The sequence below is a fragment of the Actinoallomurus rhizosphaericola genome (genome assembly GCF_024055675.1).
GTDB lineage: Bacteria > Actinomycetota > Actinomycetes > Streptosporangiales > Streptosporangiaceae > Actinoallomurus > Actinoallomurus soli.
This window is the reverse complement of record NZ_JAMXMW010000002.1, coordinates 604,160-627,495: the sequence shown is the minus strand read 5'-3', so window position 1 is coordinate 627,495 and position 23,336 is coordinate 604,160. Positions and strand designations below refer to the sequence as shown.

Sequence of the window (23,336 nt, the reverse complement as noted above, 5' to 3'; positions counted from 1 at the left end):
CGCGGCGCCGGAACGGGCGGCGCGACCACCGGGGGCGCCCGGACGCCTCAGCGGGGCGCGGAGTCCGTCCAGCCCATCTCGAGGAAGAGCTGTTCCGTGTAGACGGTGCCCGGCCTCATCCCCGTCGTCTCGGGCCCCCGGCCACCCGCCACCAGCACCGTCTGGGTGCCCAGCACGCGGTACGTGCCGGGCTGCAGCAGGAGCTGGGTGTCGAACGTGCCCGTCGAGTCCGAGGAGCGGGCGGTGAGCGCGATCGCGGCGCGTCCCCGCACGTCCGTCACGGACCCGGCGTTGCGGATGCCCGGCGTGTCCGCCAGGACGCGGAAGACGGCCGCGTCGAGCTTCGGCGAGCCGGGCTGGGCGAGGAAGTCACCGGCCTGGGTGAGGACGTTGCCCGGACCGCCCTTGCCCGAGGTGGTGAGCAGGCGCTGCCGCAGCGCCGCCGGGTCGTCGGCGAGCGCCTCCCGCTGAGCCTGGGTGAGCTCCTGCTGCGGGCAGCCCTGCGGGTGGCCGGCGCACTGTTTCCGTACGCGGGCGACCAGCTTCTCGTAGCCCCTCTTCTCAGCGGGCGTCATCCGGACGAGATCCCACGGCTCCGGGGTGGCGGTCTGCCGGATGTACTGGCCGTTCGAGAGAACCCGCCACACCTTCGGCGATCCCGCCCGCCGCCAGGCCGCCCGGTCGGCCGCCGTCTGGGGGACCGCGCCGGCGAACCGGCTGCGGAAGACGTCGTCGTCCTCGGCACTGCGGGCGGTCCACTGGTCGATCTCGTGCCGGGCGCCGTCGATCACATAGTCGCCCTTCGCGACGTGGTACGCCTGGCCGCTGATCACGTGAGTGTGCCAGTACCGTCCGACCGGTTCGCTCGCCGCCTTCTCCGCGGCCGCGAGGAGCACCTGCCGGGCGCTCATCGGCCGTGCGGGCGTCGTCCGGACGGGCGCGGGCGGCGAACCGCTCGTGGTGACGGCGAGCACGGCGGCCGTGGCCGCCGCCGCCAGCCCCAGCCCGGCGACGCCCAGTCCGGGCACCCGCCATCGCGACCGGCGCGGCGGTGCGGCGTACAGTCGGCGCCGCCCCTCGGCGACGACCTCGGCGGAGGGCGGAGCCTCCTGGAGGAGGCTGCGGATCATGCGCTCGTCATCCATCGTTGTCCTCCCCGAGTGCGGAGCGCACCTTCTGGCGGGCCCGGCTCAGCCGGGACCCGACCGTTCCGTACGAGATGCCGAGCGCCTGGGCGATCTCCTCGTGGGAGAACTCCGCGACGGCGCTGAGCAGCAGCACGTCGCGCTGACCGCGCGGCAGCGCGGCCAGCGCCGCGGCGAGGCGCGGCTGGAGGCCCTCGGCGCGCACCCAGTTGATCACCCGGTTCTCGTGGCTGTCGGTGATCTCCTCCCGGCCGACCCTGGCCAGGGCGCGGTACCGTCGCGTCTCCTGCCGCCGGTGCTGGGCGACGAGCCGCGTCGCGATGCCGAACAGCCAGGGCCGTACGGGGCCTCTCTCCGGGTCATAGCCCCCGTGCTTGCGCAGGGCGATGACGAACGTGTCGGCGGCGACGTCGTCGGCCACGTCACGGCCCAGCCGGCTCGCGACGTAGTTGTAGATCGCGGGGAAGTGCTCGTCGTAGAGCGCCGCGAACGCGTCGGGGGAGCGTACGGCGGGCTCGGCGACCCGTGCGCCCTTCATGGGCGATCGTCCATCGTGGGCACCTTCCGGTGAGCGAGATCTGTCACCGGTACTCCGACGAAGCCCCGGACGCCTTTCCCCGCAGCATGATCGACCCCTTGGCGGCCGCCGAGTGCCTCGCGCCGGGAATCGGTAGGAACAGCGGGCCTTTCCGAGCCGAATGCGGACTCACTGCAAATGTCGGCGGAACTGGAGACCGCCTTGATAGGTTGCGTGCGCGTTCAAGATCACGAAAGCAGGTCGACACATGGGCCGCGCACGCCGGGCAGCCGCCATCTCCTCGCTGACATCGCTCTGTCTCGCCACCCTCGTGGCGCCGGCCGAGGCGGCCGGCGGCTCACTCACCGTCACGGCGCTCGATCGTTCGGGGCACACGACATCCGCCCATGTGTGGCTCGCCGACATCAGCACCCACCGGCAGTACTCCTTCTCCTCCACGAAGTCCCGGACGCTGCCCGACGGCCACTACGGCGTCGTCGTCTCCATCGCTCCGCACGGCACGGATTCCGGAGCCCCCCAGACGATCGGGAGCCGGACGTTCACGATCAAGGGCGGCCGTGTGACGTTGCGGTTCGACGCCCGCCGAGGCAAGCGGATCAGCATCGGCACGAACCTCGCGCACCCCTATCGCATGATGTACGAGGCGGACATCTGCATCGCCGGGGAGTACCTCGGTGGCGTCGCCGGGGCCGACGGAGTCGAGACCTACGCCATCCCGACCACCAACCGGAAGATCCGGTTCAGCGCGACCGCCGAATGGTCGCCCACACAGTCGGGTCCGTACTACTGGGCGGTCGGGAAGCCGACGTACGGCATCCCGTCCCGCCCCGGGTTCTCCTGGGCGCACACGTCCTTCGCCAAGCTGTCGGTGGCGGTACGGAAAGGCACCGTGAAGGAGCGGCAGACCACGCTCATGATGATCCCCTGGGCGACCTGCAGCGCGGGCTCGGAATCGTGGGCGACATTCGCAGCACCGAGAACCGTTACGGCGTACGTGACGGCGGGACAGTGGCAGCCGTACATCTTCTACCGCGGCGGCCAAACCGGACCGACCGCTCCTCAGACCTACAAAGCAGGCAAGACCTATCACCTCACCTTCACCCGCAAACCCTGAGCTCGATCGGCCGCCCTTCACCTGGCAGGCCGCGAGAGCCCTCGCGACGGCCGGCCGCCAGGAGTGATCGAACGCGGCAGCCGGCCGTCCTCCCTCGTCAGGCGACGGTGTGGTGGACGTTCTTGCGCCGGCTGGGGCCGGGTTCGGGCTCGGCGATCCACGGGCCGGGGATGGACGGGTCGAGCACGCCCTCCTCCATCCAGGTGTAGCGGCCGTCCATGACCTTGCGGGCCAGCTTGGCGTCGAGGGCGTCGGTGTTGTGCCAGAGCCGGTCGAACAGCTCGCCGATCCGCACCCGCGCCTGCGCGCAGAACGCCTCAGCCAGCTCGTACGCCTCGGGCCGGTCGTCGGCCTTCGCGCGGACGCAGACGGCGCTGATCGCGAACAGCTCGGCACCGATGTCGACCATGCGGCCGAGGAAGCCCTGCCGGCGTTCGAGGCCGCCCTGCCAGCGTCCGGCGGCGTAGAACACCGAGCGGGCGAGCTTGCGCGAGGCGCGCTCGGCGTAGCGCAGGTGCCGGGCCAGCGGGCCGAACTCGGCGTACGACCCCGGCCGCTGCCCCGCTCCGGCGAGGAGGGTCGGGAACCAGGTCGAGTAGAAGCCGCCCGCCCGGCCGACGGCCTTGGCCTTGGCCTTCAGATCGGCGTCCGGGTCGATGATGTCGCCCGCCACCGACAGGTGCGTGTCCACGGCCTCACGGGCGATGAGGAGCCGCATGATCTCCGAGGAGCCCTCGAAGATGCGGTTGATGCGCAGGTCGCGCAGGAGCTGCTCGGCCGGGACGCCGCGCTCGCCGCGCGCGGCGAGGGACTCGGCGGTCTCGTATCCGCGCCCGCCGCGGATCTGCACGAGCTCGTCGGCCACGCGGCAGGCCATCTCCGAGGCGTACAGCTTGGCCAGCGCGGCCTCGATGCGAATGTCGTTGCGCTCGTCGTCGGCGAGCGCGCTGGACAGGTCGACCATCGCCTCCAGCGCGTACGCCGTCGCGGCGATGAAGGAGATCTTGGCGGCGACGGCCTCGTGCTCACCGACGGGGCGGCCCCACTGGACGCGTTCCCTCGACCACTCGCGGGCGATCATGGTGCTCCACTTGGCCGCCCCGGCGCACATGGCGGGCAGGGAGAGGCGCCCGGTGTTCAGGGTGGTCAGCGCGATCTTCAGGCCCTGGCCCTCCTTGCCGACGCGGTTGGCGGCGGGCACACGGACCTGGTGGAAGCGGGTCACGCCGTTCTCGATGCCGCGCAGGCCCATGAACGCGTTGCGGTTCTCGACGGTGACGCCCTCGCTCCGCGCCTCGACGACGAACGCCGTGATGCCGCCGCGGTGACCCTCCGACTTCGGGACGCGGGCCATGACGACGAGCAGGTCGGCCACGACGCCGTTGGTGGTCCACAGCTTGACGCCGTCGATGACGTACTCGTCGCCGTCCGGCACGGCCGTGGTGCGCAGCCGGGCCGGGTCGGAGCCCACGTCGGGCTCGGTGAGCAGGAACGCGCTGATCTCGTTGACGCAGCGGGGCAGGAACTCCCGCTTCTGCCGGTCGGTGCCGAACAGCTTGATCGGCTGTGGCACGCCGATGGACTGGTGGGCCGACAGCAGCGCGCCGAGCGCGGAGTGGGTGGAGCCGGCGAGCATGAGCGCCTTGTTGTAGTAGACCTGGCTGAGTCCGAGGCCGCCGTACTCCTCGGGGATCTTCATGCCGAAGGCGCCGAGGGCCTTCAGTCCCTTGATCACGTCGTCCGGGATGCGGGCCTCGCGCTCGATCGCCCGGGGGTCCACCTTCGTCTCACAGAACTCCCGTAGCCGCGCCAGGAACTCCTCTCCCTTGCCGCGGTCCTCCTCATCCGCCCGTGGATGGGGGTGGATGAGGTCGAGCCGGAAGTCGCCGAGGAAGAGCTGCTTGCCGAAGCTGGGCAGACGCCACGTCTGCTCGCGGGCCTCTTCGGCGACGCGGCGGGCGGTCCGTTCGTCCACGTGCGCCATGAGGATCACCTCCGTAGGAAGTTACTCCCTGGTTCTACCCGCCAGTAGGTCCGGTATGCGGAGGCGTGCCGACAGGCTCCCGAAGTGGGGCGAGACGCGGCAGCTCGACCCGTACGACCGTGCCCGCCCCCGGCGCCGAGCGCAGCGCGGCACGCCCGCCGTGCGCCGCCGCGATCGCCGCCACGATCGCCAGGCCCAGCCCGCTGCCGTCGCTGCCCCGCGCGTGGTGGAACCGGTCGAACGCCCGTTCGGCCTCCTCCGGCGCCATCCCCGGCCCCTCGTCGGCGACCTCCAGGACGACCGTGGCGTCCGTCGCCATCAGCCGTACAGTCGCCGGCGTACGCGGTGGCGTGTGCGCGCGCACGTTGGCCAGCAGGTTCGCCAGGACCTGCCGGATCCGGGCCTCGTCGGCCACGGTGACCAGCGAGTCAGGCGCGTCCAGGGTGATCGGCCGGTCCGGCTCGACGACCGTGGCGTCCGCCACCGCGTCCCGCGCCAGGACGGCCAGGTCGACCGGCGCCGGGGACAGCGCCGACCCCTTGTCCAGGCGCGCCAGCTCCAGCAACTCGTCGACGAGGCGCCCCATCCGCGCGGCCTCCCCGGAGATCCGCCGCATCGCCTCCTCCGCGCTGACCGCGCCCTGCTCGTACAGGTCGGAGTAGCCGCGGATGGTCGTCAGCGGTGTGCGCAGCTCGTGCGACGCCTCGGCGGCGAACTCCCGTACCTTCGCCTCCGACCGCAGCCGCGCGAGGAACGCCTGCTCGATCCGGCCCAGCATGACGTTGACCGCGCCCGCCAGCCGGCCCACCTCCGACGACGCCGACTCCTCCATACGGGCGCTCAGGTCGCCGCCGCTCGCGATCGCGTGCGCCGTGGCCGCCATCCGCGACAACGGCGCGAGCCCCCGCCGGACCAGCCCCCGGCCGAGCAGCGCCACCAGGCCGAGCAGGACCACCCCCGTCGCCGACTCGACGACGAGGAGACCCATGACGGCCGCGTGGACCTCGGTGAGCGGATCGACGATCACGGTGAGGTTCCCGCGCGCGTTCACGCGGGCGACCGCGCGCATCCCGCCGAACCGGAACGGCCTGCCCCGCTGCCCCTCGGCGAACAGCCGGCCGGGGCCGACTTTCGCCGCGCGATCGAGCGCACGCGCCGGGTCGGGCCCGCCCACGGCCGCGCGGACCCGGCCGTCCCGCGTCACCGTGAGGACGACGTACCGGCCGGGGGCCACGGTGTCGGCCGCGTGGGCGAGCGCGGGCCGCCGGCGGACGTCCTCCAGCTGGTTGTCGGCCCGGTGCAGCAGGTACCCGCGGAGCATGACCGCGCTGACCAGGCCCATCAGCGTCAGCCCCACCGCCGTCACGGCGAGCAGCCCGGTGACGAGCCGGGCGTTGAGCGACCTCATCCCCGCGACCTCATCCCGGCGGGCTCAAACCGGCGGCATCCTCGCGGCCTCATCTCGGCGGGCTCATCCCGGCGGCATCCTCGCGGCCTCATCTCGGCGGCCGCAGCGCGTAGCCGACGCCGCGCTGGGTGTGGATCAGGTCCGAGCCGAGCTTGCGGCGCAGGTAGCTCACGTAGGTCTCGACGACCGGGGAGCCCGCGGAGTGGTCCCAGCCCCAGACGTTCTCCAGCAACTGCGCGCGGCTGAGCACCCGGCCCGGGTTGCGCATGAAGTAGGTCAGCAGCCGGAACTCGGTCGGCGACAACTCGATCTCCGCGCCCGCCCGGCGCACCGTCCAGTGCGCGACGTCGACCTCCAGATCGGCGACGCGCAGCACCTCGTCGTCGCCATCGGAGGAGGACGCGCCCTGAGGCCGGGCGCGGCGCAGCACCGCCCGTACGCGGGCGACGAGCGCGTCCACCGCGAACGGCTTCGTCACATAGTCGTCGCCGCCGAGGGCCAGCCCCGTCACCGTGTCGGAGGAGGTGTCCCGCGCGGTCAGGAAGATGACCGGCGTCTCGTCGCCGTTCCCGCGCAGGCGGCGGCATACTTCGAAGCCGTCCAGGTCGGGCAGCATGACGTCGAGCACGATCAGCGCGGGCCGGTCCTCGCGCACCCGGCGCAGCGCCTCATCTCCCGTGGCCGCCGTAACGACGGTGAATCCGTGGAAGCGCAGGGCGACTTCCACGAGATCGCGAATGTTCGGCTCGTCGTCGACGACGAGCACTCGGGGATCGTCCATCGGCTCCATCATCGCCCCGTCCCGCCCCTGACCGGGCAACGGCGCGGGGCCCGTCCCCGGCCAGGGACGCGGTTCGGAGGCGTCCCCGGCCGGGGGTGCGGCTCAGCTGTGCGAGGGGGCCGGCGAGGCGGTCGCGCGGGCCGGGACCTTCTTGGGGACGACCACTCGCTTCGCCGTACGGGCGCCGCTCGCGTCCCTGCCGAGGACGACGACGAAGTCGCCCGTGGCCAGGTTCGCCACGGTGGACTTGGCGCCGCCCTTCCGGACCTTCGTGTTGCCGTCGGTCTTCCACTGCCAGGTGACGCCGTCGGCGCTGCGGACGCTGAGCGTCCCGCCGCTCGTCGCGGTCAGGGTGCCTCGCTGCCAGTCGACCTGGGCGAACCCCTTCTTCGTACGGACGGTGGCCTGTCCGTGGATGCCGCGAGCGGCGCGGGCGGCACGTACGCGCTTCCCCGGATGCCGCTCGGCCGCCTTCGCGGGGGCGGGGGTGCTCGGCGACGAACCGGCCGCCGCCGGGACCGCCAGGTAGACGCCCGTGCCGACGACCCCCACGGCCAGCGCGGACACACCGCCCAGGATCTTCTTGTTCATTTCGGCCTCCTTCCAGGTTGCCGTCGACCAGTCAACGGCAAGATCTTGAAGAACCTGGGGGAGGATTCTGGGAGATTCGTGGGAGTCGGCCAGGAAGGCCAAGGGATTCGACGAATCGCTTGACCGAAGAGGCGAGCCGGGGTTCGCTGTCCGTGATGAAAGAGACACGGAGGCCGACCCTCATCGTCTCGGTACAGCGCGCGCTGCACCTCATGGAGGCGGTGGCGTCGCACCCCGGCGGCGCGCCGGCCAAACAGCTCGCCCGCCAGGCCGGACTGCCGCTCGCCACGACGTACCACCTGCTGCGCACTCTCGTCTTCGAGGGATATCTGGTGCGCACGGCCGAGGGGGCCTACCTCCTCGGCGACCAGGTGGACTCCCTCCAGAACGACCGCCGCGCCCAGAACCGGCTCGCCCGCGTCCGGGAGGCGTTGCGGTCGCTCCGCGACGAGCTCGGCGTGGCGGCGTACTTCAGCCTGTACGAGGACGGCGAGATCCGCGTCGTCGACATCGCGGACGGCCCCCGGACGCCCCGGGTCGACCTGTCGGCGGGCCTGAGCCAGACCGCGCACGCCACCGCGATCGGCAAGTGCGTCCTGGCCCAGCTGCCCGCTCGGGCCCGCCGCGACCACCTGTCCCGGCACCCGCTGATCGGCCTGACCCCCCACACCATCACCCGCGAGGGTGAGCTCGAACGGCGGCTCGACTCCTCGCTCGCGCTCGATCGGGAGGAGTACGCCCTGGGCACCGGGTGCGCCGCCGTCCCGGTGACCGACGTGTCGGGGGAGGCGATCGGGGCGGTGGCGGTCTCCTGCAGCCCGGCCAAGCTGGCGAGGATCGAGGTGTCGGCGCCGCGTATCCGGGACGCCGCCGCACGGATCAATCTGGCACTCACCATCTGAAAACCGGCATCTTGCGGCTATTGCCCCTTATCGCGAAGCTTTGTGCAACGAGGGCGAGGCCCCCGCAGACTCCCGCCCCGGGTCCTGGTCCGACCTCGATGTGCTCATGGCCACGGCTGTCGAAGGGTCCGGCCTTCCGGCCACCACGGCCCGGGGCGGGGCACCTCCTCCGCCGATCGACAGTGCTCGCATGAGCACCGGCTGTGGATAGACTCTTCACCCACCCGGGCCACGTCGTCGACATTCAGCGAGTGATCGCATGCCATCTGCGCAGAAGAATTCCATCGCACGTTCCCTGCTCGGCCTGCTCGGCAGCGGCCGGCCGACGCCGGAGACCTTCGACGGTGATCAGCCGGCGGCCGGCGAAGGCCAGCTGGAGAACCACCTCGGCGGCGATGAGGCGAAGAACTACCGCCAGTACGAATACGACATGGTGGCCCCGCACGTCGGCCGGTCGCTCCTGGAGGTCGGCTCCGGCCTGGGCCACTTCTCCGAGCAGTTCGCGGGCCGCCTCGACTACCTGGTCGTCAGCGACAACGACCCCTACTGCGTCGAGCAGCTGAACAAGCGTTACCAGGGCAACGACGACGTCGAGGTCCTCGACCTCGCGCTTCCCGCCGAGATCAAGATCCGGCGCAAGGTCGACACCGTCGTCATGATGAACGTCCTGGAGCACATCAAGGACGACGTCCAGGCGCTGAAGGACCTCGCCGCCGTGGTCGAGCCCGGCGGGCGCATCGTCATCTGGGTGCCCGGCTACATGCAGCTGTACGGCGACTTCGACCGCAAGGTGGGTCACGTCACCCGCTACACGCCGAAGACCCTCGCCGCGACCGTCAAGGGCGCGGGGCTCGGCATCGACGTGCTCAAGCCGATCAACTTCCTCGGCGGCATCGCCTGGTGGGCCGCGGTCCGCCGCGGCGGCGCCGGCTACCCCGACCCGAAGCTCGTCAAGATCTACGACCGGACGGTCGTGCCGACGACCCGCCTCATCGAGCGCGTCATCCGCCCGCCCTTCGGCCAGACCGTCTTCTGCGTCGCCCGCGTTCCCAAGTAGTCCCCGCAGCACTCTGCGCCGAGGATTCCGGTGGTCCCGACCACCAGAACCCTCGGCGTAACTCTTTCAGCGGTCCGAGAGTTCTGCTCCTAGATGGATTCAGTCCTGCCGGGTGGCGAGGGGAAGGACGATCTCGACGATCTCGACGATCTCGACGATCTCGACGATCGTGCTCTCGGGGACCGGCTGAAGGGTCCGCGCGAGCTCATGGCGCAGCAGATCGAACGGCAGGGCTCTCAGGCGTGGGGTGAGGACCTTCTCGTTCACCTCGCCGCGGGCCACGGCCCGTGCCCATAGCGCGTCGACGCCTGCTTCGGTCATCCGCCCGTGGACGACCTGTGCCCGGAACTCCGCGGGACTCGACCCGGTCTCCTCGAAGTACTGGGCCAGCAGCACGCTGAACAGGACGACCAACTCGACGCGCTTGGCCGACACCTCCCGGAGATAGGCGAGGAGGTCCTCGCGCAGGCTCCCGGTGTCGGGGACCGTCAGCGGGTTCCGCTCATGATGGTGTCGCACGGCGGCGAAGACCAGGTCCCGCCGCTGCGGCCAGCGCCGGTGGATGACGGGTCTGCTGGTCCGGGCTCGGTCGGCCACCGCATCCAGGGTGAAGTGCGCGTAGCCCTTCTCCGTCAACTCGAGCCAGGCCGCCTCCAGCAGGGCGTTCTCCCATCGTCGCCAGTGCCTTCCAGGGACTGGACAAGGCCCAGATCCCCCACGCGAGCATCATCTCCCGGTCGGCCCAGCAGGTCGGCGGAGCCTTCGGCGGCGCCGTCCTGGCCATCATCCTCGCCGGTCGGCACGACGCCGGACGCCTCCCCTCGTACCACGCCACCTTCTGGTCCTCGATCGCCTTCACCCTCATCGCGCTCGCCGCCGCGCTCTGGCTCCCTGCCCGCCCGGGGTAGCCCCCGTAGTGCTTAACGCCGAGGATTCTGGTGGTTCCGAGCACCAGGATCCTCGGCGTAACTTCTTTCAGCGGTCCCAGGGCTCCCACTCGTCGGTCGGAACGTCCAGTCCGAACGGCTCCGGAAGGCGGATCGTCTCCCCGAACTTCCAGGTGGTCAGCGCCTCGTACGTCCCCGCGTGCACGTCCGGGCGGGCGTACAGCGTCGTTCGGGGCATCCGCGGGTTGCGGTCGATCAACAGGTAGTACGGGATGCCCGTCGAGGCGTACCCGCCCCACTTTGTGGTCTTCCGCCCCAGCCGGCCGGGCTCCCTGTCGTGCGCGGCGTTCGACGGTGAGGTGACCTCGACGGCCAGGTCGACCTGCGGCGGGAGAAGGTAACGCGCGCCGGTCTGCCGCGCTTCACGCGCCACCGCGGCGTCGATCACGAGGAGGTCGGGCACGTACCCGTCACCGAGCCGGACGAGATTCAGGTCGGTCGTCTGAACGCAGCGCCAGGTGAAGCCGCCCCGTGTGGCGCGCATCTCCGCGAAGCGATCACTGATGTCGCTGACGATCAGGTCGTGCGCCAAGGTGGGGCCGGGCGACACGACGATCTCCCCTCCGATGACCTCGACCCTCGTGCCGTCGTCAGGGAGGTGAAGGAAGCCGGCCAGCTCGCCGCGGACCCACAGGTCGTACGAGGTGTCGTCCATTCACTCGTTCCGGTCGGTAATAGGGAGGGGGTCGTCGACAAGCGATGGCGGCGAGTTGTTGCCGGCCTGCGTGAACGGCCGTGGGTATGAACGGTCGGCCGTCGCTGCAGGATCCTTCATCCCGGTCGCCTGATTGCGTCGAGTTCGCAGGTCGTCAATTCGATGCCGGGTGCGGCGATGACGACGTGTACCGTCTTGCCGCGCTCGACATAGGTGACCCACCGCGCCGTGGCCAGGTGGTCGACGATGGACAGGCCGCGTCCGTTCTCGGCGAGCTGTCCGCCCTCGTCGCTGCCGGGCATGGGCCGGTGATCAGGGTCGGTGACGGCCAGATGCGCCCACCGGGCGGTGACCGTCATTTCGACGCCGATCGGCCAGAGGTCGTCCGGCCAGGTGCGCAGCGCATTGGCCGCGCGGACCGCGTTGGTGACGATTTCGCTGGCGATTAAGCCGATCTCGTAGGCGTCGAAGGGGTAGCCGAAGACAGCGGTTGAGGCGAACGAGCGAGCCTTGGCGACACATTCAGGTCGGACGCGCAGCGCGAGCCATGAGGGCCGGGGCGGCGTGATGGGGGATGCGGCGGCGACGGTCGCCGCCGGGTCGGGTGTCACAGGGCGATCACTCCCTGTAGTGAGTGCCGAGCGTAGGAACTCGGCGATTGGATTCGCGTGTCAGCTCAGCATGGACCTGCCTTCAAGATTCTTCAAGCTGAAGAATCCTTTCTGAACAATTTGGTGTGAATGTCTAGTTCCCCGGCGCCCGTACCGCCGTCGCCCTACGATCGGCCTCATGCCTCGGACCAGCCCCACCCTGCGGCGACGTGAATTGTCGAAGCGGTTGAAAGAGCTTCGCGAAGCGGCCGGCGTGAGCGCGCCTGAGGCCGCCGAGGCGCTGGGCTGTTCTATCGACAAGATCCACTGGATTGAACGGGGCGAATGGAACCGGCCGCGGTGGCGGGATGTCCGGGATCTGCTCGATCGATACCGCGTCACCGATGAACGGCTTCGCCAGTACCTCATGGAACTCGCCCGTGAAGGCGGTCAGAAGGACTGGTGGCACCCGTACCGCAAGATGCTGTCCGAGACCTACTCGACTTACATCGCGTTCGAAGGTGACGCCGAAGAGCTGCTGACCTTCGAACTCGCTGTCATCCCCGGCCTCCTCCAGACCGAGGACTACGCACGCGCGCTCAACCAGGCCGGCCCGGCCGAGCTCGATGCGGACGAGATCGAGAAACGTGTCAAGATACGGGCGGAACGCCAGCGCATCCTCGAGGGCGAGAATCCCGTGCGGCTGTTCGCCGTGATCGACGAGGCGGCCCTGCGTCGTACGGTTGGCGGCCCTGAGGTGATGCGGGCTCAGTTGAAGCACCTGAGAGAGATGGCGGCCCGGCCGAACATCACCCTCCAGGTGATCCCGTTCGACGCCGGCCCGCATCCGGCGACAGGCGGCCGATTTACGATCATCAGCTTTCCAGGCCAGGCTCCGGACGCGGTCTATATCGAGACGATCGGCGGAGAACTACTGATCGAGAGTGAGGGCGTCGCCCAGTACCAGCGGGTGTTCCGGCGTCTCAACGCTGATGCCTTGTCGACCGAAGATACGATCACGTTGATCGACCGAGTGGTCGGCTCATGACCCCTCATAGAGAGACGGTGCTCATGATCAAGCATGATCTTCCCTCCGGCCTCGACTGGCGCAAGTCCCGTCGTTCTGAGCAGCAAGGTGCCTGCGTCGAAGTCGCCGTCGTCGAGAGGTGATTCGCCGAACGTAGAAGCCCCCGGTCGGTGACCGGGGGTGGTCATTTCAGCCGGTGAGGCGGAGGCGGTGGGCGGCGGCTGCGGCGGCGCCGCGGGTGGGGACGTTCAGCTTGGCGAGGATGTTGGACACGTGGACGCTGGCGGTCTTCGCGGAGATGAACAGCTCCTCGGCGATCTCGCGGTTGCTGCGGCCCTCCGCGAGGAGGCGCAGGACCTCCTGTTCTCGGGGCGTGAGGCCGAGGGGTGCCTGACCGGCCGGTCCGCCGTCCAGGCGGAGCCGGGCGCGCCGGGCGACGAGGTCGATGTCCGCGCGCAGGGGCCTCGCCTTCAGGCGGTCGGCGAGGGCGGCCGCGCGGCACAGGAGAGCCGACGCCTCGTCGCGGTCGCCGTCGGCGACGGTGGCCTCGGCGGCCCGTAGCAGGGCCTCCGCCAGCGGGTACGGCCGGCCGAGCGCGTCCCAGGCCGCGACGGCGGCCGTCCAGGCGGCGCGGTCCGGGCGGCCGGCGGCGCGGGCGGACTCGGCCTCGAAGGTCCTGCGGTCGGCCGCCGTGACCGGCCCGTGCGCGGGTGTCGCCGCGGCGAGCTTGCGCAGCCGGGCGGCGAGCGCGTCGGCGGGCTGCAGGGCGCAGGCGCGGATGCCCGCGAGGAGGATCGGCCAGATGTGCCGGGCATCGCCCCCCAGCTCATGCTCGGTGACGGCGCGTTCGGCGGCGGCGACCGCGCCGGGGCCGTCGCCCTCGGCCAGCCGCCACTCGATCAGCAGGCCGGCCAGCGGAAGGACCTGCTGCGGATACGGAGCGCCGACCGCGCACAGGGTGGTCAGCTCCGTGACGATCGGGGCGGCGACGTCGCCGTCCCCACGGGCGATGGCGATGCGGGCGCGGTTCAGCAGCAGTTGCCCGCGCAGGCCCGGGACGGGGGAGAGCTCGTCGGCCCGCTCCAGTGTCTCGAGCGCGTCGTCCCACCGGCCGAGTGACAACTGCGCCTCGGCCAGGTTGCCGGCGGCGAAGACCCCGTGCGTACGGGCCCGGCCGAGGGATTCGGCCAGCGTGAGGGCCTTCTGCGCCGCCACGGCGGCGTCCTCGGAGCGGCCCTGGGCCTCCAGGGCGTCGGAGACGTTGACCAGGGAGCGGAGCCGCCCGTCGTCGTCGCCGGCGCGTTCGGCCCGGGCGGTCGCCTCCTCCAGTGCCTCCAGGGCCTCGGCGAACCGGCCCTGATGGGCTTCGGCGATGGCCAGGTTGTTCAGGGCCTCGGCCACGGCGCAGTCGTCGTCGAACCGCTCGGCCAGCCGCAACGTCTCCTCGACGATCGGCCGGGCCTCCTCGTCCAGGCCCAGCAGCATGAGGCTGCGGCCCAGCCGGGCGAGGACCAGGGTCCGTGCCGGCGAGGGCTCGGGCACCAGGCGCTCGGCGTGCCGGAGATCGTCCAGGTCGCCGGGCTGCCCCCGGTCGCGCTTCAGCCGCGCCCGCCGCCCCAGGATGGACGCGACCTGCTCGGGGTCGCGTTCCTCGTCGACCTCGGCGAGGGCGGCGCGGACGAAGGCGAGGCCGCGGTCGGGCTCGCCGCTGGCGTCGGCGGCCTGGGCGGCCTTCCTGAGCACGCGGACGTGGTCGACGCCCGTACGCTCCGCCGCGTCCGGGACGCGCTCCCAGAGTTCGAGGACGCGTTCGAGCATCTGGAGCTGCTCGGCGTAGGCGAAGGCGGCCTCGGACTCGCGGGCGGCCCGCCAGGCGGCCCGCAGGGCGCGTTCGGGGTCGTGGGCGTTCGCCCAGTGCATGGCGATCTCGACGGTGGGCCGGTCGCCGACGCTCAGCGCCGGGTCGGCCTCCAGCGCCTCGGCGAACCGCTGGTGGGCGCGGGAGTGCTCGCCGGGGAGCAGCTCGTCGTGCAGGGCCTCCCAGATCAGCGCGTGCCGGAAGGCGTACGCCCGCTCGTCGGCCACCAGGACGTTGCCGTCGACGGCCGGTCGCAGCAGCGACGACAGTCTCCCGTCGTCCAGCCCCGTGACCGCGGCGACCAGCGCGTGCCCGAACCGTACGCCCGCGGTGGAGGCGAGCCGGAGCACGTCCTGCGTCTCCTCGGGCAGCCGGTTGACGCCGGCGAGGACGAGGTCCCGTACGGACTCGGACATGCCGCAGTCGGGGGAGTCGGCGGTCGCCTCGACGAGCAGGGGGATGCCGGCGCTGCGCTCGTAGACCGCGTCGACGACCTTGGGCTCGGGCTCGTGGCCGAGGATGCCGGCGAGCTGCCCGCCGGTCTCCGCACGGGTCAGCCGGGGCAGGTCCAGCCGGACCACGCCCTCGATGCGCTCCAGCTCGGCGATCACCGGGCGCATGGGGTGGGACCGGTGCAGTTCGTCCGAGCGGAAGGTGATGACGAGGAGCACGGCGGTGTGCCGGAGGTTGCGCAGCAGGAAGGTGAGCAGGTCGCGCGTCGACCGGTCGGCCCAGTGGGCGTCCTCGACGATGAGGACCAGCGGACGGCGGTCGGCCAGCCGTTCCAGCAGGACGAGCATCTGCTCGAACAGCCGGACCCGCGCGCTGTCCGGGTCCGGGTCGGCGGCCGGCTCACCGAACTCCGGGAGCAGGCGGGCCAGGTCACGGGCGCCGTCGCGCGGCATCAGGGCGGCGATCTCCGCCGCGCCCGCCTCCCGTACGAGCTGGCGGAGCGCGGCGGTGAACGGGGCGTACGGGAAGCCGACGGTGCTGAGCTGCAGGCACGCGCCGGTGAGGACGAGCGCCTCCCGGCACGCCCGCTCGGCGAACTCCCCGATGAGACGGGTCTTGCCGCCGCCGGCCTCGCCGCCGATGAGCACGGCTCCGGGGGTTCCGGCCTCGGCTCGCCGGAGGGCGTCGGTCAGGACGGCGAGCTCCGAGTGCCGCCCTACGAAGGCGGGGCTCACCTCATGCGCGCGCACGCCGTCCAGAATGCCACGCATGTCCGGCCTTTAGGACGCCCAGGCGGCGCGCGGCCGCGGCGTCCGGAGCGACAGCCGCCGGGCGCGGGGAAGACGCCGGACCCGGCGCTCCCGCGCCGCCTCCCGGTGCCGGTCCCGCGCACGCTCGACGGTGAGCGCGTACATGATCTCGGGGTGCATGGTGTCCTCCTGCGTGAATCGCTGACACCACTAAGGCTCGTTCTAAGACGGGACCCGGCACATCGGGTGAACGCCCTATCCGGCGCACGCCCTCCTCCTGAGCCGGCCTAAGGGACTCAGAAGCTCAGACGATGCCCAGCCGGTGCGCGGCCGCGGCGGCCTCGCCACGGCTCGCGACCTGCAGTTTCGCCAGGATGTTGGACACATGGACGCTCGCCGTCTTGGCGGAGATGAACAGCCGGCCGGCGATCTCGCGGTTGCCGCAGCCTTCCGCGACGAGCCGGAGGACCTCCAGCTCCCGCGGGGTGAGGCCGAGCACGGGGGCGTCGGTCCGGCCGCCCAGCGCGATCCGGGACCGCCGGGCGTGCGCCTCGATCCGCTCCCGCAGCGGCCGCGCGCCGAGGTCGTCGGCGATCTCGGCCGCCTTCCGGAGCCGCGCGGCCGTGTCCTCACGGATGCCGCCGTCGTGCGGGTCGCTCGCCTCGGCGGTCCGCAGCAGCGCGTACGCCAGGGGGTACGGCTCCTTGAGGGCCTCGAAGGCGGCGGCGACCGCCTCCCACGCCGCCCGGTCGAGGACGCCCTCGGCACGGGCCGCCTCGGCTTCGAACCGCAGTGCGTACGCCCGCTGGACGCAGCCTCCGTCGGGCGTCTTCTCGGCGGACGCCCGGATCCGGGTCAGCAGCCCGGCCGCGCGCTCGCCACCGGCCTCCGCGCACGCCCGCGCGGCCGCGCACATCAGCGGCAGGCCGTACCGCGCGCTGACGGCCGGCTGGAGTTCCGTGAGGACGAACTCGACGGAGTCGAGGGCGCCGTCGAGGTCGCCCTGGGCGACCCGCAGGTCGATCCGGAGGCGTGCGGAGGGGAACAGCTCCTGGGTGCGGGAGAACGTCGGCGCGAGCACCGCGTCCTGCGTGGCGGCGGCGCGGGACGCCGTGTCGAGGTCGCCGCGCGCCACCGCGATGACGCCGATGATGTAGTGCAGCGAGCCACGGGTGAGCGGCGGCGGGGACAGCTCCAGCGCGTGCTCGACGACCTCCAGGGCCTCGTCCCACCGGCCGAGCGACAGCAGCGGCTCGGCCAGGTTGATGCTCAGGAACGCGCCGGAGGTGCGGGCCAGGCCGTGCTTGCCGGCGAGCGCGACGCCCCGCCGCGCCACCTCGACGGCGCGCTCGTGCTCGCCCATCCCTTCCAGGACGTGCGACTCGTTCGTGGCGATGCGCAGCATGGCCGAGTCGTCCACCCCGCCTCGCATGTACAGCGCCTCGGCCTTGGCCAGCTCGGCCAGGTGGCGGTCGCCGTCGGAGTCGGAGAAGTCGATGCCGGCGATCGTCGTCAGCGCGTGCGCCTCGACCGTCGCGTCGCCGACCGCCCGGGCGGTCTTCAGGGCCGCGACGGCGAGCGCGCGCGCCTCCACGGCGCCGGTCGGCAACAGATAGAGCTGCTGGGCGAGGGTGGACAGGACCCGCGCCCGCGCCACGCTGGGCGGGTCGGCGGGCACGAGCCGGGCCGCCTCCCGCAGGTCGTCCAGCGTCTTCGGATGGCCGAGGCGGATCTTGAGCCGGCCGCGGTGCTCCAGGACCCCTGCCGCGCGGATCGGGTCGTCGATCTCCTTCAGCGCCGCCTTCGCGAAGGCCACCCCGCGCTCGGTCTCCCCGGCCAGGTCCGAGGCGTCGATGGCCCGCTCCAGGACCGTGACGTGATCGACGCCCAGGCGTTCGGCGGCGTCCGGCACCTTCTCCCACAGTTCGAGGACGCGGTCGAGCATGCGCAGGCACTCGTTGTACGCGGTCGCCTCCTTGGCGACCTGCGCCGCCTTCCAGGCGCTGACCAGCGCCCAGGTGGCGTCGTGCGCGGAGTACCAGTGGTGGGCGAGCTCGGCGGCCGCGCGGCCCATCGGCACCAGCGAGGGATCGCCCTCCAGCGCCTCGGCGAACCGGGTGTGCGTGCGCGTGTGCTCGCCGGGCAGCAGGTCGCCGTGGACGGCCTCGCGCATCAGGGCGTGCCGGAAGCCGTACGCCTCGCCGTCGACGACCAGGACGTTCGCGGCGACGGCGGGCCGCAGCACCCGGGACAACGCGCCGTCGTCCAGGCCGGTGACCGCGGCGAGCAGCGCGTGCTCGACCCGGTCGCCGCCCGCGCTGGCGACCCGCAGGACATCCTGGGTCTCCTCCGGAAGCTTGCGCACGCTGCCGAGGATCAGGTCCCGCAGCGACTCGGGGAGTTCGCCGTTGATCTGGCCGTCGCAGCTCAGAAGGGCCTCGACGAACAGCGGGTTGCCCTCGCTCCGCCCGTACACGGCGTCGAGGCTCGGCTGGTCGAGGTCCCGGCCGAGGATGCCGCGGGCCTGCTCGGCCACGGCGCGGCGGGGCAGGCGGTCCAGGTCGAGCCGCCGGACCCAGTCGACTCGGCCGAGTTCGGCGAGCAGCGGGCGGAGCGGATGGTCGCGGTGCAGCTCGTCGGAGCGGTACGTCGCGATCACCAGCAGGCCGGCGGGGAGATTGCGGATCAGGTAGCTGAGCAGGTCGCGCGTGGAACGTTCCGCCCAGTGCACGTCCTCGATGACCAGGACCGCCGGCTCCCTCTCGGTGAGCCGTTCGAACAGCAGCAGGACGTGGTCGAACAGCCGGATGCGGGCCTCCGCCGTCCCGGTCTCGGTGTCGGGCCGTCCGAACTCCGGGAGCAGCCGGGCCAGTCCCGCCGGCGTTCCGCCGGGCAGCAGCGCGGCGACGCCGTCCACACCGATCTCCCGCACGAGGCGGCGCAGCATCGCGCTGAACGGGGCGAACGGCAGACCCTCGGCGCTGATCTGGAGGCAGCCGCCGCAGAGGGTCCGTACTTCGGGGTTCGCGTCCAGGAACTCTTTGATCAACCGGCTCTTGCCGACGCCGGCCTCGCCGCCGACGAGCAGGGCGCCGGGCGCCTCCCGCAGAGCCCGGTTCAGGAAGGCGAGCTCATCCCCTCTCCCGGCGAGGACGGCGCTGACCCCCTGCTGACTCTGCACGCCCCAAGAATGCCATCGAAGGGGGACAGAACGGACTCGATTTTTCCCGTGGCGTAGCCGAGATCGTCGCGGTCGGCCCGCGGCCGCCGGGAGAGCGAAGGGCTCAGCCGAGGTCGCGCGGCGATTCGTCACCCGCCCACCCGCGCGCTCCGCCCAGGTCCGGCGCGTGCCCCGGCGGCGGTGGCGGGTCGAAGAGCGTGCGTACGGGGCTGCCGTCGAGGACGCCGCGCCGCCGGAAGTGGTCGACGGTCCTCATCTCGGCCGGGGACAGCACCGGCGCGACCGGCGCGCCCGCGGCGGTCAGCCGGGCGACGACCGTGGCGCGCGGCAGCCCGGCGACCGCGCCGGCGAGGTCGCGGTCGAGCTCCTCGGCGCGGCTCAGTCGTTCGGCGAACGACAGACCGGCGTGCCGGTCGAGTCCCAGGGCCCGGCAGGTCGTCGCCCACAGCCGGTCCTCGGACACGACGCCGAGACTCACCCCGGCGCCGTCCCGTGCCGGATAGACGCCGTACCCCGGTACGGGCCCCCGCGCCCGCGCCGCACCCGGCCCGGGTCCCTCGGGGCGTGCCGCACCCGGCGCGGGCCCTCCGGGGCGTGCCGGATCCGGCGCGGGTCCCTCAGGACGCCCCGCATCCGGCGCGGGCCTCACGGGGCGTGGCGCGGTGCCCGGCGCGTGCTCCCCGGGACGCGCCGCAGCGCCCGGCGCCGGTCCTTCGGGACGCGCCGCGTCCGGGGTTGGGGAGACCGGGACGGTGCTCATCCAGTTGGCCAGGACGTCGGCCATCCCGAGGTCGATCCGCTCGCCGCGTCCCTTGCGGCAGGCGGCGGTGATCGCGAACGCGGCCATCGTCGCCGCCGCCATGTCCGCGACCGGGAACTCATGGCCGCCGTCCTCCGGCGGCGCGGCGCCCGCGTACGCGCGGTAGTTGACGTCGTGTCCGGGCAGCGCGGCGAGCGGGCCGCTCGCGCCGTACCCGGAGATCGAGCAGTAGACGATCCGCGGGTTGACCGCCCGTACGGCCTCGTGGCCCACGCCGAGCCGGTCGGCGACGCCCGGCCGGTAGCCCTCGACGAGGACGTCCGCCCCGGCCGCCAGCTCCAGGCAGCGCGCCGCGCCGGCCGGCAGGTCGATGACGACGCTGCGCTTGTTCCGGTTGAGCAGCTCGAAGTGGCCCGGGAAGGCCCGCATGGGCTCGCCGCCCGGCGGCTCGACCTTCAGCACGTCCGCGCCGAGCTGGGCCAGCAACTGTGTGGCGTACGGCCCCGGCCGCCATCGCGTCAGATCGAGCACCCGCAACCCGTCGAGCAGACCCATGGACCGGTTATACCAAGCACTTGCTCGGTGCGCTGACCCCCGTTTTGAACCACGTCGAATCCCCGCCGCGTCGAAGGGCGTTTCGCGTAGATTGTCGATCTTGCTCCGGCCTCCACCTCTAGACCGGAAGGTTCAGATGCGACGCTCTCTCGCCGTGGTCGGTACGGCCATGGCCCTCACGGCCGTCTTCACCTCGTCGGCCACCGCCGCGACCGGCTGGCGGATCACGGGCAGCCACGCCGGCGCCGCCCTCCGCGCCGTCGCGGCCGTCAGCGCGAAGAACGTCTGGGCCGTCGGCAGCGAGACCGTCTCCGGGAAGAACCGTGCGCTCGTACGGCACTGGAACGGCAAGACCTGGAAGACGGTCGCGGTCCCCTCTGCCCTCAAGCGGATCTACCTCGACCACGTCGCCGCCTCGTCGAGCACGAACGTCTGGGTCACCGGCACGGACGCTCAGACCTACAAGGCCTACTCGCTCCGGTGGGACGGCAGGAAGTGGCACACCGGTCCCAGCCACACCGCCTTCGAGCCGGGTGGCGACGCGATCGCCGCCATCGGCACGAAGGACGTCTGGCTGCTCGGCCGGGGAGCGAACGACCTCGCGGCCGGTCAGGCGCGGCACTTCGACGGCAAGCACTGGAAGACCGTCTCCGTGCCCGGTTTCGTGTCCGACGTCAGCGCGGTGTCGAGCCGGGACATCTGGGCGATCGGCCTCGTGCGCGGGAAGAACAGCTACGAGGCGGCCGTGACGCACTGGAACGGCAAGACCTGGCGCCGGGTCTCCACCGGCACCGAGGACGTCATGTACGACAGCGTCCGTGCCCTCGGCGCGAAGAACGTCTGGGTGTCCGGATCGATGGGCGGCAGCGTCCTGCACTGGAACGGCACGAAGTGGGCGTCCACGTCGCCCGGCCACGGGATCATCCGCGTCGGCTCCCTCGTCTCCGACGGCGCGAAGGGCCTGTGGGGAGTCGCGGACGGGACGCGGCTCCTGCGTTACCACGCGGGTCACTGGAGCCTGTCGGCCCTGCCGCAGCGCGCCGGCCACACCACGCAGATCGGGGCGCTGGCCCAGGTCAAGGGGACGACCTCCGTGTGGGGCGTCGGCGTCCTGACCGTCTCCAAGGGGGATGAGGACGTCGAGACGGCCGACGTGATCGTCAAGTACGGCCACTGACCAGGCCGAGGCCCGGGGGCGTCCGCCGTACCGGTGGACGCCCCCGCCGCTCGGGACTGCCAGACTTGTCGTCGAGAGGTGATGCAGGGATGCAGGACAACGAGATCCTCGGTCATATCAACGACCTGGTGGAAGAGGAGCACACGCTCCGCGAGCGGCTGCAGAAGGGAGACCTGACCGCCGACGAAGAGCACCAGCGGCTGCGCACGGTCGAAGAGCAGCTCGACCAGTGCTGGGACCTGCTGCGCCAGCGCAGGGCGCGGCGTAACGTCGGGGACGACCCCGACGGCGCCCAGTCCCGGCCGACCGGCGAGGTCGAGGGCTACCTCCAGTAGTCAGTCCCCGACCGGCCAGGTGTGCACGGGCGCGTTCGTGTGCATGTGCTCGACGTAGCGGCGCGTCATCAGCCGGAGCGCCTCCGCGCGGTCCGCGCCGGCCGCGCTCGCCGCGCGGACGGTCTCGACCTGCCAGGTCGCGCCGTTCCGGCCGGTGACGCAGCGCTGCTCGATGATGCCGAGCAGCCGGTCCCGGACGACCGTGTCGACGCCCCACCCGTCGAGGCCGGTGACGGCGAGGGGCAGCAGGTGCTCCAGCACCAGCTCGGTGACCGGCACCTCGCCCACACCGGGCCAGTAGACCCGGGCGTCCAGACCGAACCTCGCACCTCGCCGCGCGTTGTCGGCGGCGGCCGCGAAGGACATCCGCTCCCACACCGGGCGCTCCTCCTCCGCCAGGGCCCGTACCAGGCCGTAGTAGAAGGCGGCGTTGGCCATGATGTCCGCGACCGTCGGCCCGGCGGGCAGGACGCGGTTCTCCACGCGTAGGTGCGGGCGGCCGTCGACGACGGCGTACACCGGGCGGTTCCAACGGTAGATCGTGCCGTTGTGCAGCGACAGCTCGGCCAGTTCCGGCGTCTCGCCGCGGGCCAGCACCTCCAGGGGCTCTTCGTCCTCGCACATCGGCAGGAGTGAGGAGAAGTAGCGGGAGTTCTCCTCGAACAGGTCGTACGCCGAGTCGATCCAGCGTTCGCCGAACCACACCCGGGGCCGTACGCCCTGGGTCTTCAGCTCCTCCGACCGCGTGTCGGTCGACTGTTCGAACAGCGGCAGCCGGGTCTCGCGCCACAGCTCCTTGCCGAACAGGTACGGCGAGTTCGCGCCGAGCGCGACCTGCACGCCGGCGATGGCCTGGGCGGCGTTCCAGCAGGCCGCGAAGTGCTCCGGGCGCACCTGCAGGTGGAACTGGACGCTCGTGCAGGCCGCCTCGGGCGCGATGCAGTCCGACGAGGTCCGCAGCAGTTCGACGCCCTCGATCTCCAGCGGCAGGTTCTCACCCCGGGCCGCGAGGACCTGTTCGTTGAGGAGCCGGTACCTCGGGTTGGTCGACAGCGTCGCCTCGCTGACGTCGGACTCGCGGAGCGTCGGCAGGATGCCGATCATCATCAGCTCGGCGCCCACCGCCCGCGCCCGGCCGTCCGCGTGGTTGAGGTTGTCGCGGATGCTCTGTTCGAGCATCGCGAGCGACTTGGCGGCCAGCGACCCGGGCGGCATGTTGATCTCGATGTTGAACTGCGCGAGCTCGGTCGCCCACGCGCCCGGATCGGCGATCGACTCCAGGACTTCCGCGTTCAGCATCGCGGGCAGCCCTGTCTCGTCGACGAGGTTGAGCTCGACCTCCATCCCGATGCTGGCACGGTCCTCCTCGAACCGGCCGTCGCGCAGCATCGCCGACAGGGCCTCCAGGCAACGCCGGACCTTCTCCCTGTAGCGCCGCCGGTCCTCTTTGGTGATGGCGACCGCCGCCACATCCCTGCCCATGCCAACCCTCCGGGAATGTTCGTCTCACCGTTCCCGAGGGAGGGCAT

At 72.0% G+C, this 23,336-nt stretch carries 21 protein-coding genes; 7 read left to right on the top strand and 14 right to left on the bottom strand.

Features of this window, described 5'->3' with window-relative positions:
• Nucleotides 1-47: 47 nt before the first annotated feature.
• Together NE234_RS06885 and NE234_RS06880 are read right to left on the bottom strand one after the other, a co-directional pair.
• Nucleotides 48-1,145, bottom strand: coding sequence for a CU044_5270 family protein (locus tag NE234_RS06885; protein ID WP_252778006.1), 1,098 nt, complete (start codon nucleotides 1,143-1,145; stop codon nucleotides 48-50).
• Nucleotides 1,138-1,683: an RNA polymerase sigma factor gene (locus tag NE234_RS06880; protein WP_252778005.1), complete on the bottom strand. Its 546-nt coding sequence runs from the start codon at nucleotides 1,681-1,683 to the stop codon at nucleotides 1,138-1,140. Before NE234_RS06880 ends, NE234_RS06885 begins: the two co-directional genes overlap by 8 nt.
• 247 nt (nucleotides 1,684-1,930) lie before the next feature.
• On the opposite strand from NE234_RS06880, the gene NE234_RS06875 reads away from it, so the two are divergent.
• A complete protein-coding gene (locus NE234_RS06875; protein ID WP_252778004.1) occupies nucleotides 1,931-2,797 on the top strand; it encodes a hypothetical protein in 867 nt (288 codons plus the stop codon).
• A gap of 97 nt (nucleotides 2,798-2,894) precedes the next feature.
• Here the strand turns inward: NE234_RS06875 and NE234_RS06870 are convergent, their stop codons facing one another.
• The 4 genes from NE234_RS06870 to NE234_RS06855 all read right to left on the bottom strand — a co-directional run bounded on the left by NE234_RS06870 (nucleotide 2,895) and on the right by NE234_RS06855 (nucleotide 7,561).
• Nucleotides 2,895-4,781, bottom strand: coding sequence for an acyl-CoA dehydrogenase family protein (locus NE234_RS06870; RefSeq protein WP_252778003.1), 1,887 nt, complete (start codon nucleotides 4,779-4,781; stop codon nucleotides 2,895-2,897).
• A 34-nt stretch (nucleotides 4,782-4,815) separates the two neighbouring features.
• Nucleotides 4,816-6,189, bottom strand: coding sequence for a sensor histidine kinase (locus NE234_RS06865; protein WP_252778002.1), 1,374 nt, complete (start codon nucleotides 6,187-6,189; stop codon nucleotides 4,816-4,818).
• A gap of 88 nt (nucleotides 6,190-6,277) precedes the next feature.
• The gene (locus tag NE234_RS06860; RefSeq protein ID WP_454923394.1) at nucleotides 6,278-6,979 is read right to left on the bottom strand and encodes a response regulator transcription factor; all 702 of its coding nucleotides are present in this window, start codon (nucleotides 6,977-6,979) and stop codon (nucleotides 6,278-6,280) included.
• 93 nt (nucleotides 6,980-7,072) lie between these two features.
• The gene (locus NE234_RS06855; protein WP_252778000.1) at nucleotides 7,073-7,561 is read right to left on the bottom strand and encodes a DUF5666 domain-containing protein; all 489 of its coding nucleotides are present in this window, start codon (nucleotides 7,559-7,561) and stop codon (nucleotides 7,073-7,075) included.
• Nucleotides 7,562-7,716: 155 nt separating this feature from the next.
• Between NE234_RS06855 and NE234_RS06850 the strand changes: the two genes are divergently transcribed.
• Nucleotides 7,717-8,463, top strand: a complete 747-nt coding sequence (locus NE234_RS06850) for an IclR family transcriptional regulator (RefSeq protein WP_252777999.1) — start codon at nucleotides 7,717-7,719, stop codon at nucleotides 8,461-8,463.
• 259 nt (nucleotides 8,464-8,722) lie between these two features.
• Nucleotides 8,723-9,520 carry a class I SAM-dependent methyltransferase gene (locus NE234_RS06845; protein ID WP_252777998.1) on the top strand — a complete coding sequence of 266 codons (798 nt, stop codon included), beginning with the start codon at nucleotides 8,723-8,725 and terminating at the stop codon, nucleotides 9,518-9,520.
• 99 nt (nucleotides 9,521-9,619) lie between these two features.
• Here the strand turns inward: NE234_RS06845 and NE234_RS06840 are convergent, their stop codons facing one another.
• The 3 genes from NE234_RS06840 to NE234_RS06830 all read right to left on the bottom strand — a co-directional run bounded on the left by NE234_RS06840 (nucleotide 9,620) and on the right by NE234_RS06830 (nucleotide 11,733).
• Nucleotides 9,620-10,177, bottom strand: coding sequence for a TetR/AcrR family transcriptional regulator (locus NE234_RS06840; protein ID WP_256528450.1), 558 nt, complete (start codon nucleotides 10,175-10,177; stop codon nucleotides 9,620-9,622).
• A 318-nt stretch (nucleotides 10,178-10,495) separates the two neighbouring features.
• Nucleotides 10,496-11,122 carry a Uma2 family endonuclease gene (locus NE234_RS06835; protein ID WP_252777996.1) on the bottom strand — a complete coding sequence of 209 codons (627 nt, stop codon included), beginning with the start codon at nucleotides 11,120-11,122 and terminating at the stop codon, nucleotides 10,496-10,498.
• A 116-nt stretch (nucleotides 11,123-11,238) separates the two neighbouring features.
• Nucleotides 11,239-11,733 carry an ATP-binding protein gene (locus NE234_RS06830; protein ID WP_252777995.1) on the bottom strand — a complete coding sequence of 165 codons (495 nt, stop codon included), beginning with the start codon at nucleotides 11,731-11,733 and terminating at the stop codon, nucleotides 11,239-11,241.
• A gap of 178 nt (nucleotides 11,734-11,911) precedes the next feature.
• Between NE234_RS06830 and NE234_RS06825 the strand changes: the two genes are divergently transcribed.
• Entirely contained in the window at nucleotides 11,912-12,760 is an 849-nt protein-coding gene (locus tag NE234_RS06825; RefSeq protein WP_252777994.1) for a helix-turn-helix domain-containing protein, read from the top strand.
• A complete protein-coding gene (locus NE234_RS45815; RefSeq protein WP_406566950.1) occupies nucleotides 12,757-12,882 on the top strand; it encodes a DUF397 domain-containing protein in 126 nt (41 codons plus the stop codon). Before NE234_RS06825 ends, NE234_RS45815 begins: the two co-directional genes overlap by 4 nt.
• Nucleotides 12,883-12,928: 46 nt before the next feature.
• Here the strand turns inward: NE234_RS45815 and NE234_RS06815 are convergent, their stop codons facing one another.
• From NE234_RS06815 to NE234_RS45020, 4 genes are all read right to left on the bottom strand, one after another.
• On the bottom strand, nucleotides 12,929-15,820 hold the full coding sequence (locus NE234_RS06815) for an ATP-binding protein (protein WP_305886664.1): 2,892 nt from the start codon (nucleotides 15,818-15,820) through the stop codon (nucleotides 12,929-12,931).
• 9 nt (nucleotides 15,821-15,829) lie between these two features.
• The gene (locus NE234_RS06810) at nucleotides 15,830-15,979 is read right to left on the bottom strand and encodes a hypothetical protein (RefSeq protein ID WP_252777993.1); all 150 of its coding nucleotides are present in this window, start codon (nucleotides 15,977-15,979) and stop codon (nucleotides 15,830-15,832) included.
• A 124-nt stretch (nucleotides 15,980-16,103) separates the two neighbouring features.
• The gene (locus NE234_RS45210) at nucleotides 16,104-18,980 is read right to left on the bottom strand and encodes a helix-turn-helix transcriptional regulator (protein ID WP_252777992.1); all 2,877 of its coding nucleotides are present in this window, start codon (nucleotides 18,978-18,980) and stop codon (nucleotides 16,104-16,106) included.
• A gap of 103 nt (nucleotides 18,981-19,083) precedes the next feature.
• Nucleotides 19,084-20,295, bottom strand: coding sequence for a CaiB/BaiF CoA transferase family protein (locus NE234_RS45020; protein WP_305886663.1), 1,212 nt, complete (start codon nucleotides 20,293-20,295; stop codon nucleotides 19,084-19,086).
• 136 nt (nucleotides 20,296-20,431) lie between these two features.
• On the opposite strand from NE234_RS45020, the gene NE234_RS06790 reads away from it, so the two are divergent.
• Entirely contained in the window at nucleotides 20,432-21,472 is a 1,041-nt protein-coding gene (locus tag NE234_RS06790; RefSeq protein ID WP_252777990.1) for a hypothetical protein, read from the top strand.
• A gap of 89 nt (nucleotides 21,473-21,561) precedes the next feature.
• Nucleotides 21,562-21,807, top strand: coding sequence for a DUF2630 family protein (locus tag NE234_RS06785; RefSeq protein WP_252777989.1), 246 nt, complete (start codon nucleotides 21,562-21,564; stop codon nucleotides 21,805-21,807).
• Here the strand turns inward: NE234_RS06785 and NE234_RS06780 are convergent, their stop codons facing one another.
• Nucleotides 21,808-23,289 (bottom strand): glutamate--cysteine ligase family protein, encoded by a 1,482-nt coding sequence (locus NE234_RS06780; protein ID WP_252777988.1) that lies wholly within the window; start codon nucleotides 23,287-23,289, stop codon nucleotides 21,808-21,810.
• Between the last annotated feature and the right edge of the window lie 47 nt (nucleotides 23,290-23,336).

Bases quoted from the DNA above. Each gene is read 5' to 3' on its own strand.
- NE234_RS06780 (WP_252777988.1), bottom strand. From the start codon at position 23,289: ATGGGCAGGGATGTGGCGGCGGTCGCCATCACCAAAGAGGACCGGCGG.
- NE234_RS06790 (WP_252777990.1), top strand. From the start codon at position 20,432: ATGCGACGCTCTCTCGCCGTGGTCGGTACGGCCATGGCCCTCACGGCC.
- NE234_RS06885 (WP_252778006.1), bottom strand. From the start codon at position 1,145: ATGGATGACGAGCGCATGATCCGCAGCCTCCTCCAGGAGGCTCCGCCC.
- NE234_RS06810 (WP_252777993.1), bottom strand. From the start codon at position 15,979: ATGCACCCCGAGATCATGTACGCGCTCACCGTCGAGCGTGCGCGGGAC.
- NE234_RS45815 (WP_406566950.1), top strand. From the start codon at position 12,757: ATGACCCCTCATAGAGAGACGGTGCTCATGATCAAGCATGATCTTCCC.
- NE234_RS06865 (WP_252778002.1), bottom strand. From the start codon at position 6,189: ATGAGGTCGCTCAACGCCCGGCTCGTCACCGGGCTGCTCGCCGTGACG.
- NE234_RS06835 (WP_252777996.1), bottom strand. From the start codon at position 11,122: ATGGACGACACCTCGTACGACCTGTGGGTCCGCGGCGAGCTGGCCGGC.
- NE234_RS06855 (WP_252778000.1), bottom strand. From the start codon at position 7,561: ATGAACAAGAAGATCCTGGGCGGTGTGTCCGCGCTGGCCGTGGGGGTC.
- NE234_RS45020 (WP_305886663.1), bottom strand. From the start codon at position 20,295: ATGGGTCTGCTCGACGGGTTGCGGGTGCTCGATCTGACGCGATGGCGG.
- NE234_RS06785 (WP_252777989.1), top strand. From the start codon at position 21,562: ATGCAGGACAACGAGATCCTCGGTCATATCAACGACCTGGTGGAAGAG.
- NE234_RS06845 (WP_252777998.1), top strand. From the start codon at position 8,723: ATGCCATCTGCGCAGAAGAATTCCATCGCACGTTCCCTGCTCGGCCTG.
- NE234_RS06875 (WP_252778004.1), top strand. From the start codon at position 1,931: ATGGGCCGCGCACGCCGGGCAGCCGCCATCTCCTCGCTGACATCGCTC.
- NE234_RS06815 (WP_305886664.1), bottom strand. From the start codon at position 15,820: ATGCGTGGCATTCTGGACGGCGTGCGCGCGCATGAGGTGAGCCCCGCC.
- NE234_RS06860 (WP_454923394.1), bottom strand. From the start codon at position 6,979: ATGGAGCCGATGGACGATCCCCGAGTGCTCGTCGTCGACGACGAGCCG.
- NE234_RS06870 (WP_252778003.1), bottom strand. From the start codon at position 4,781: ATGGCGCACGTGGACGAACGGACCGCCCGCCGCGTCGCCGAAGAGGCC.
- NE234_RS06880 (WP_252778005.1), bottom strand. From the start codon at position 1,683: ATGAAGGGCGCACGGGTCGCCGAGCCCGCCGTACGCTCCCCCGACGCG.
- NE234_RS06825 (WP_252777994.1), top strand. From the start codon at position 11,912: ATGCCTCGGACCAGCCCCACCCTGCGGCGACGTGAATTGTCGAAGCGG.
- NE234_RS06850 (WP_252777999.1), top strand. From the start codon at position 7,717: ATGAAAGAGACACGGAGGCCGACCCTCATCGTCTCGGTACAGCGCGCG.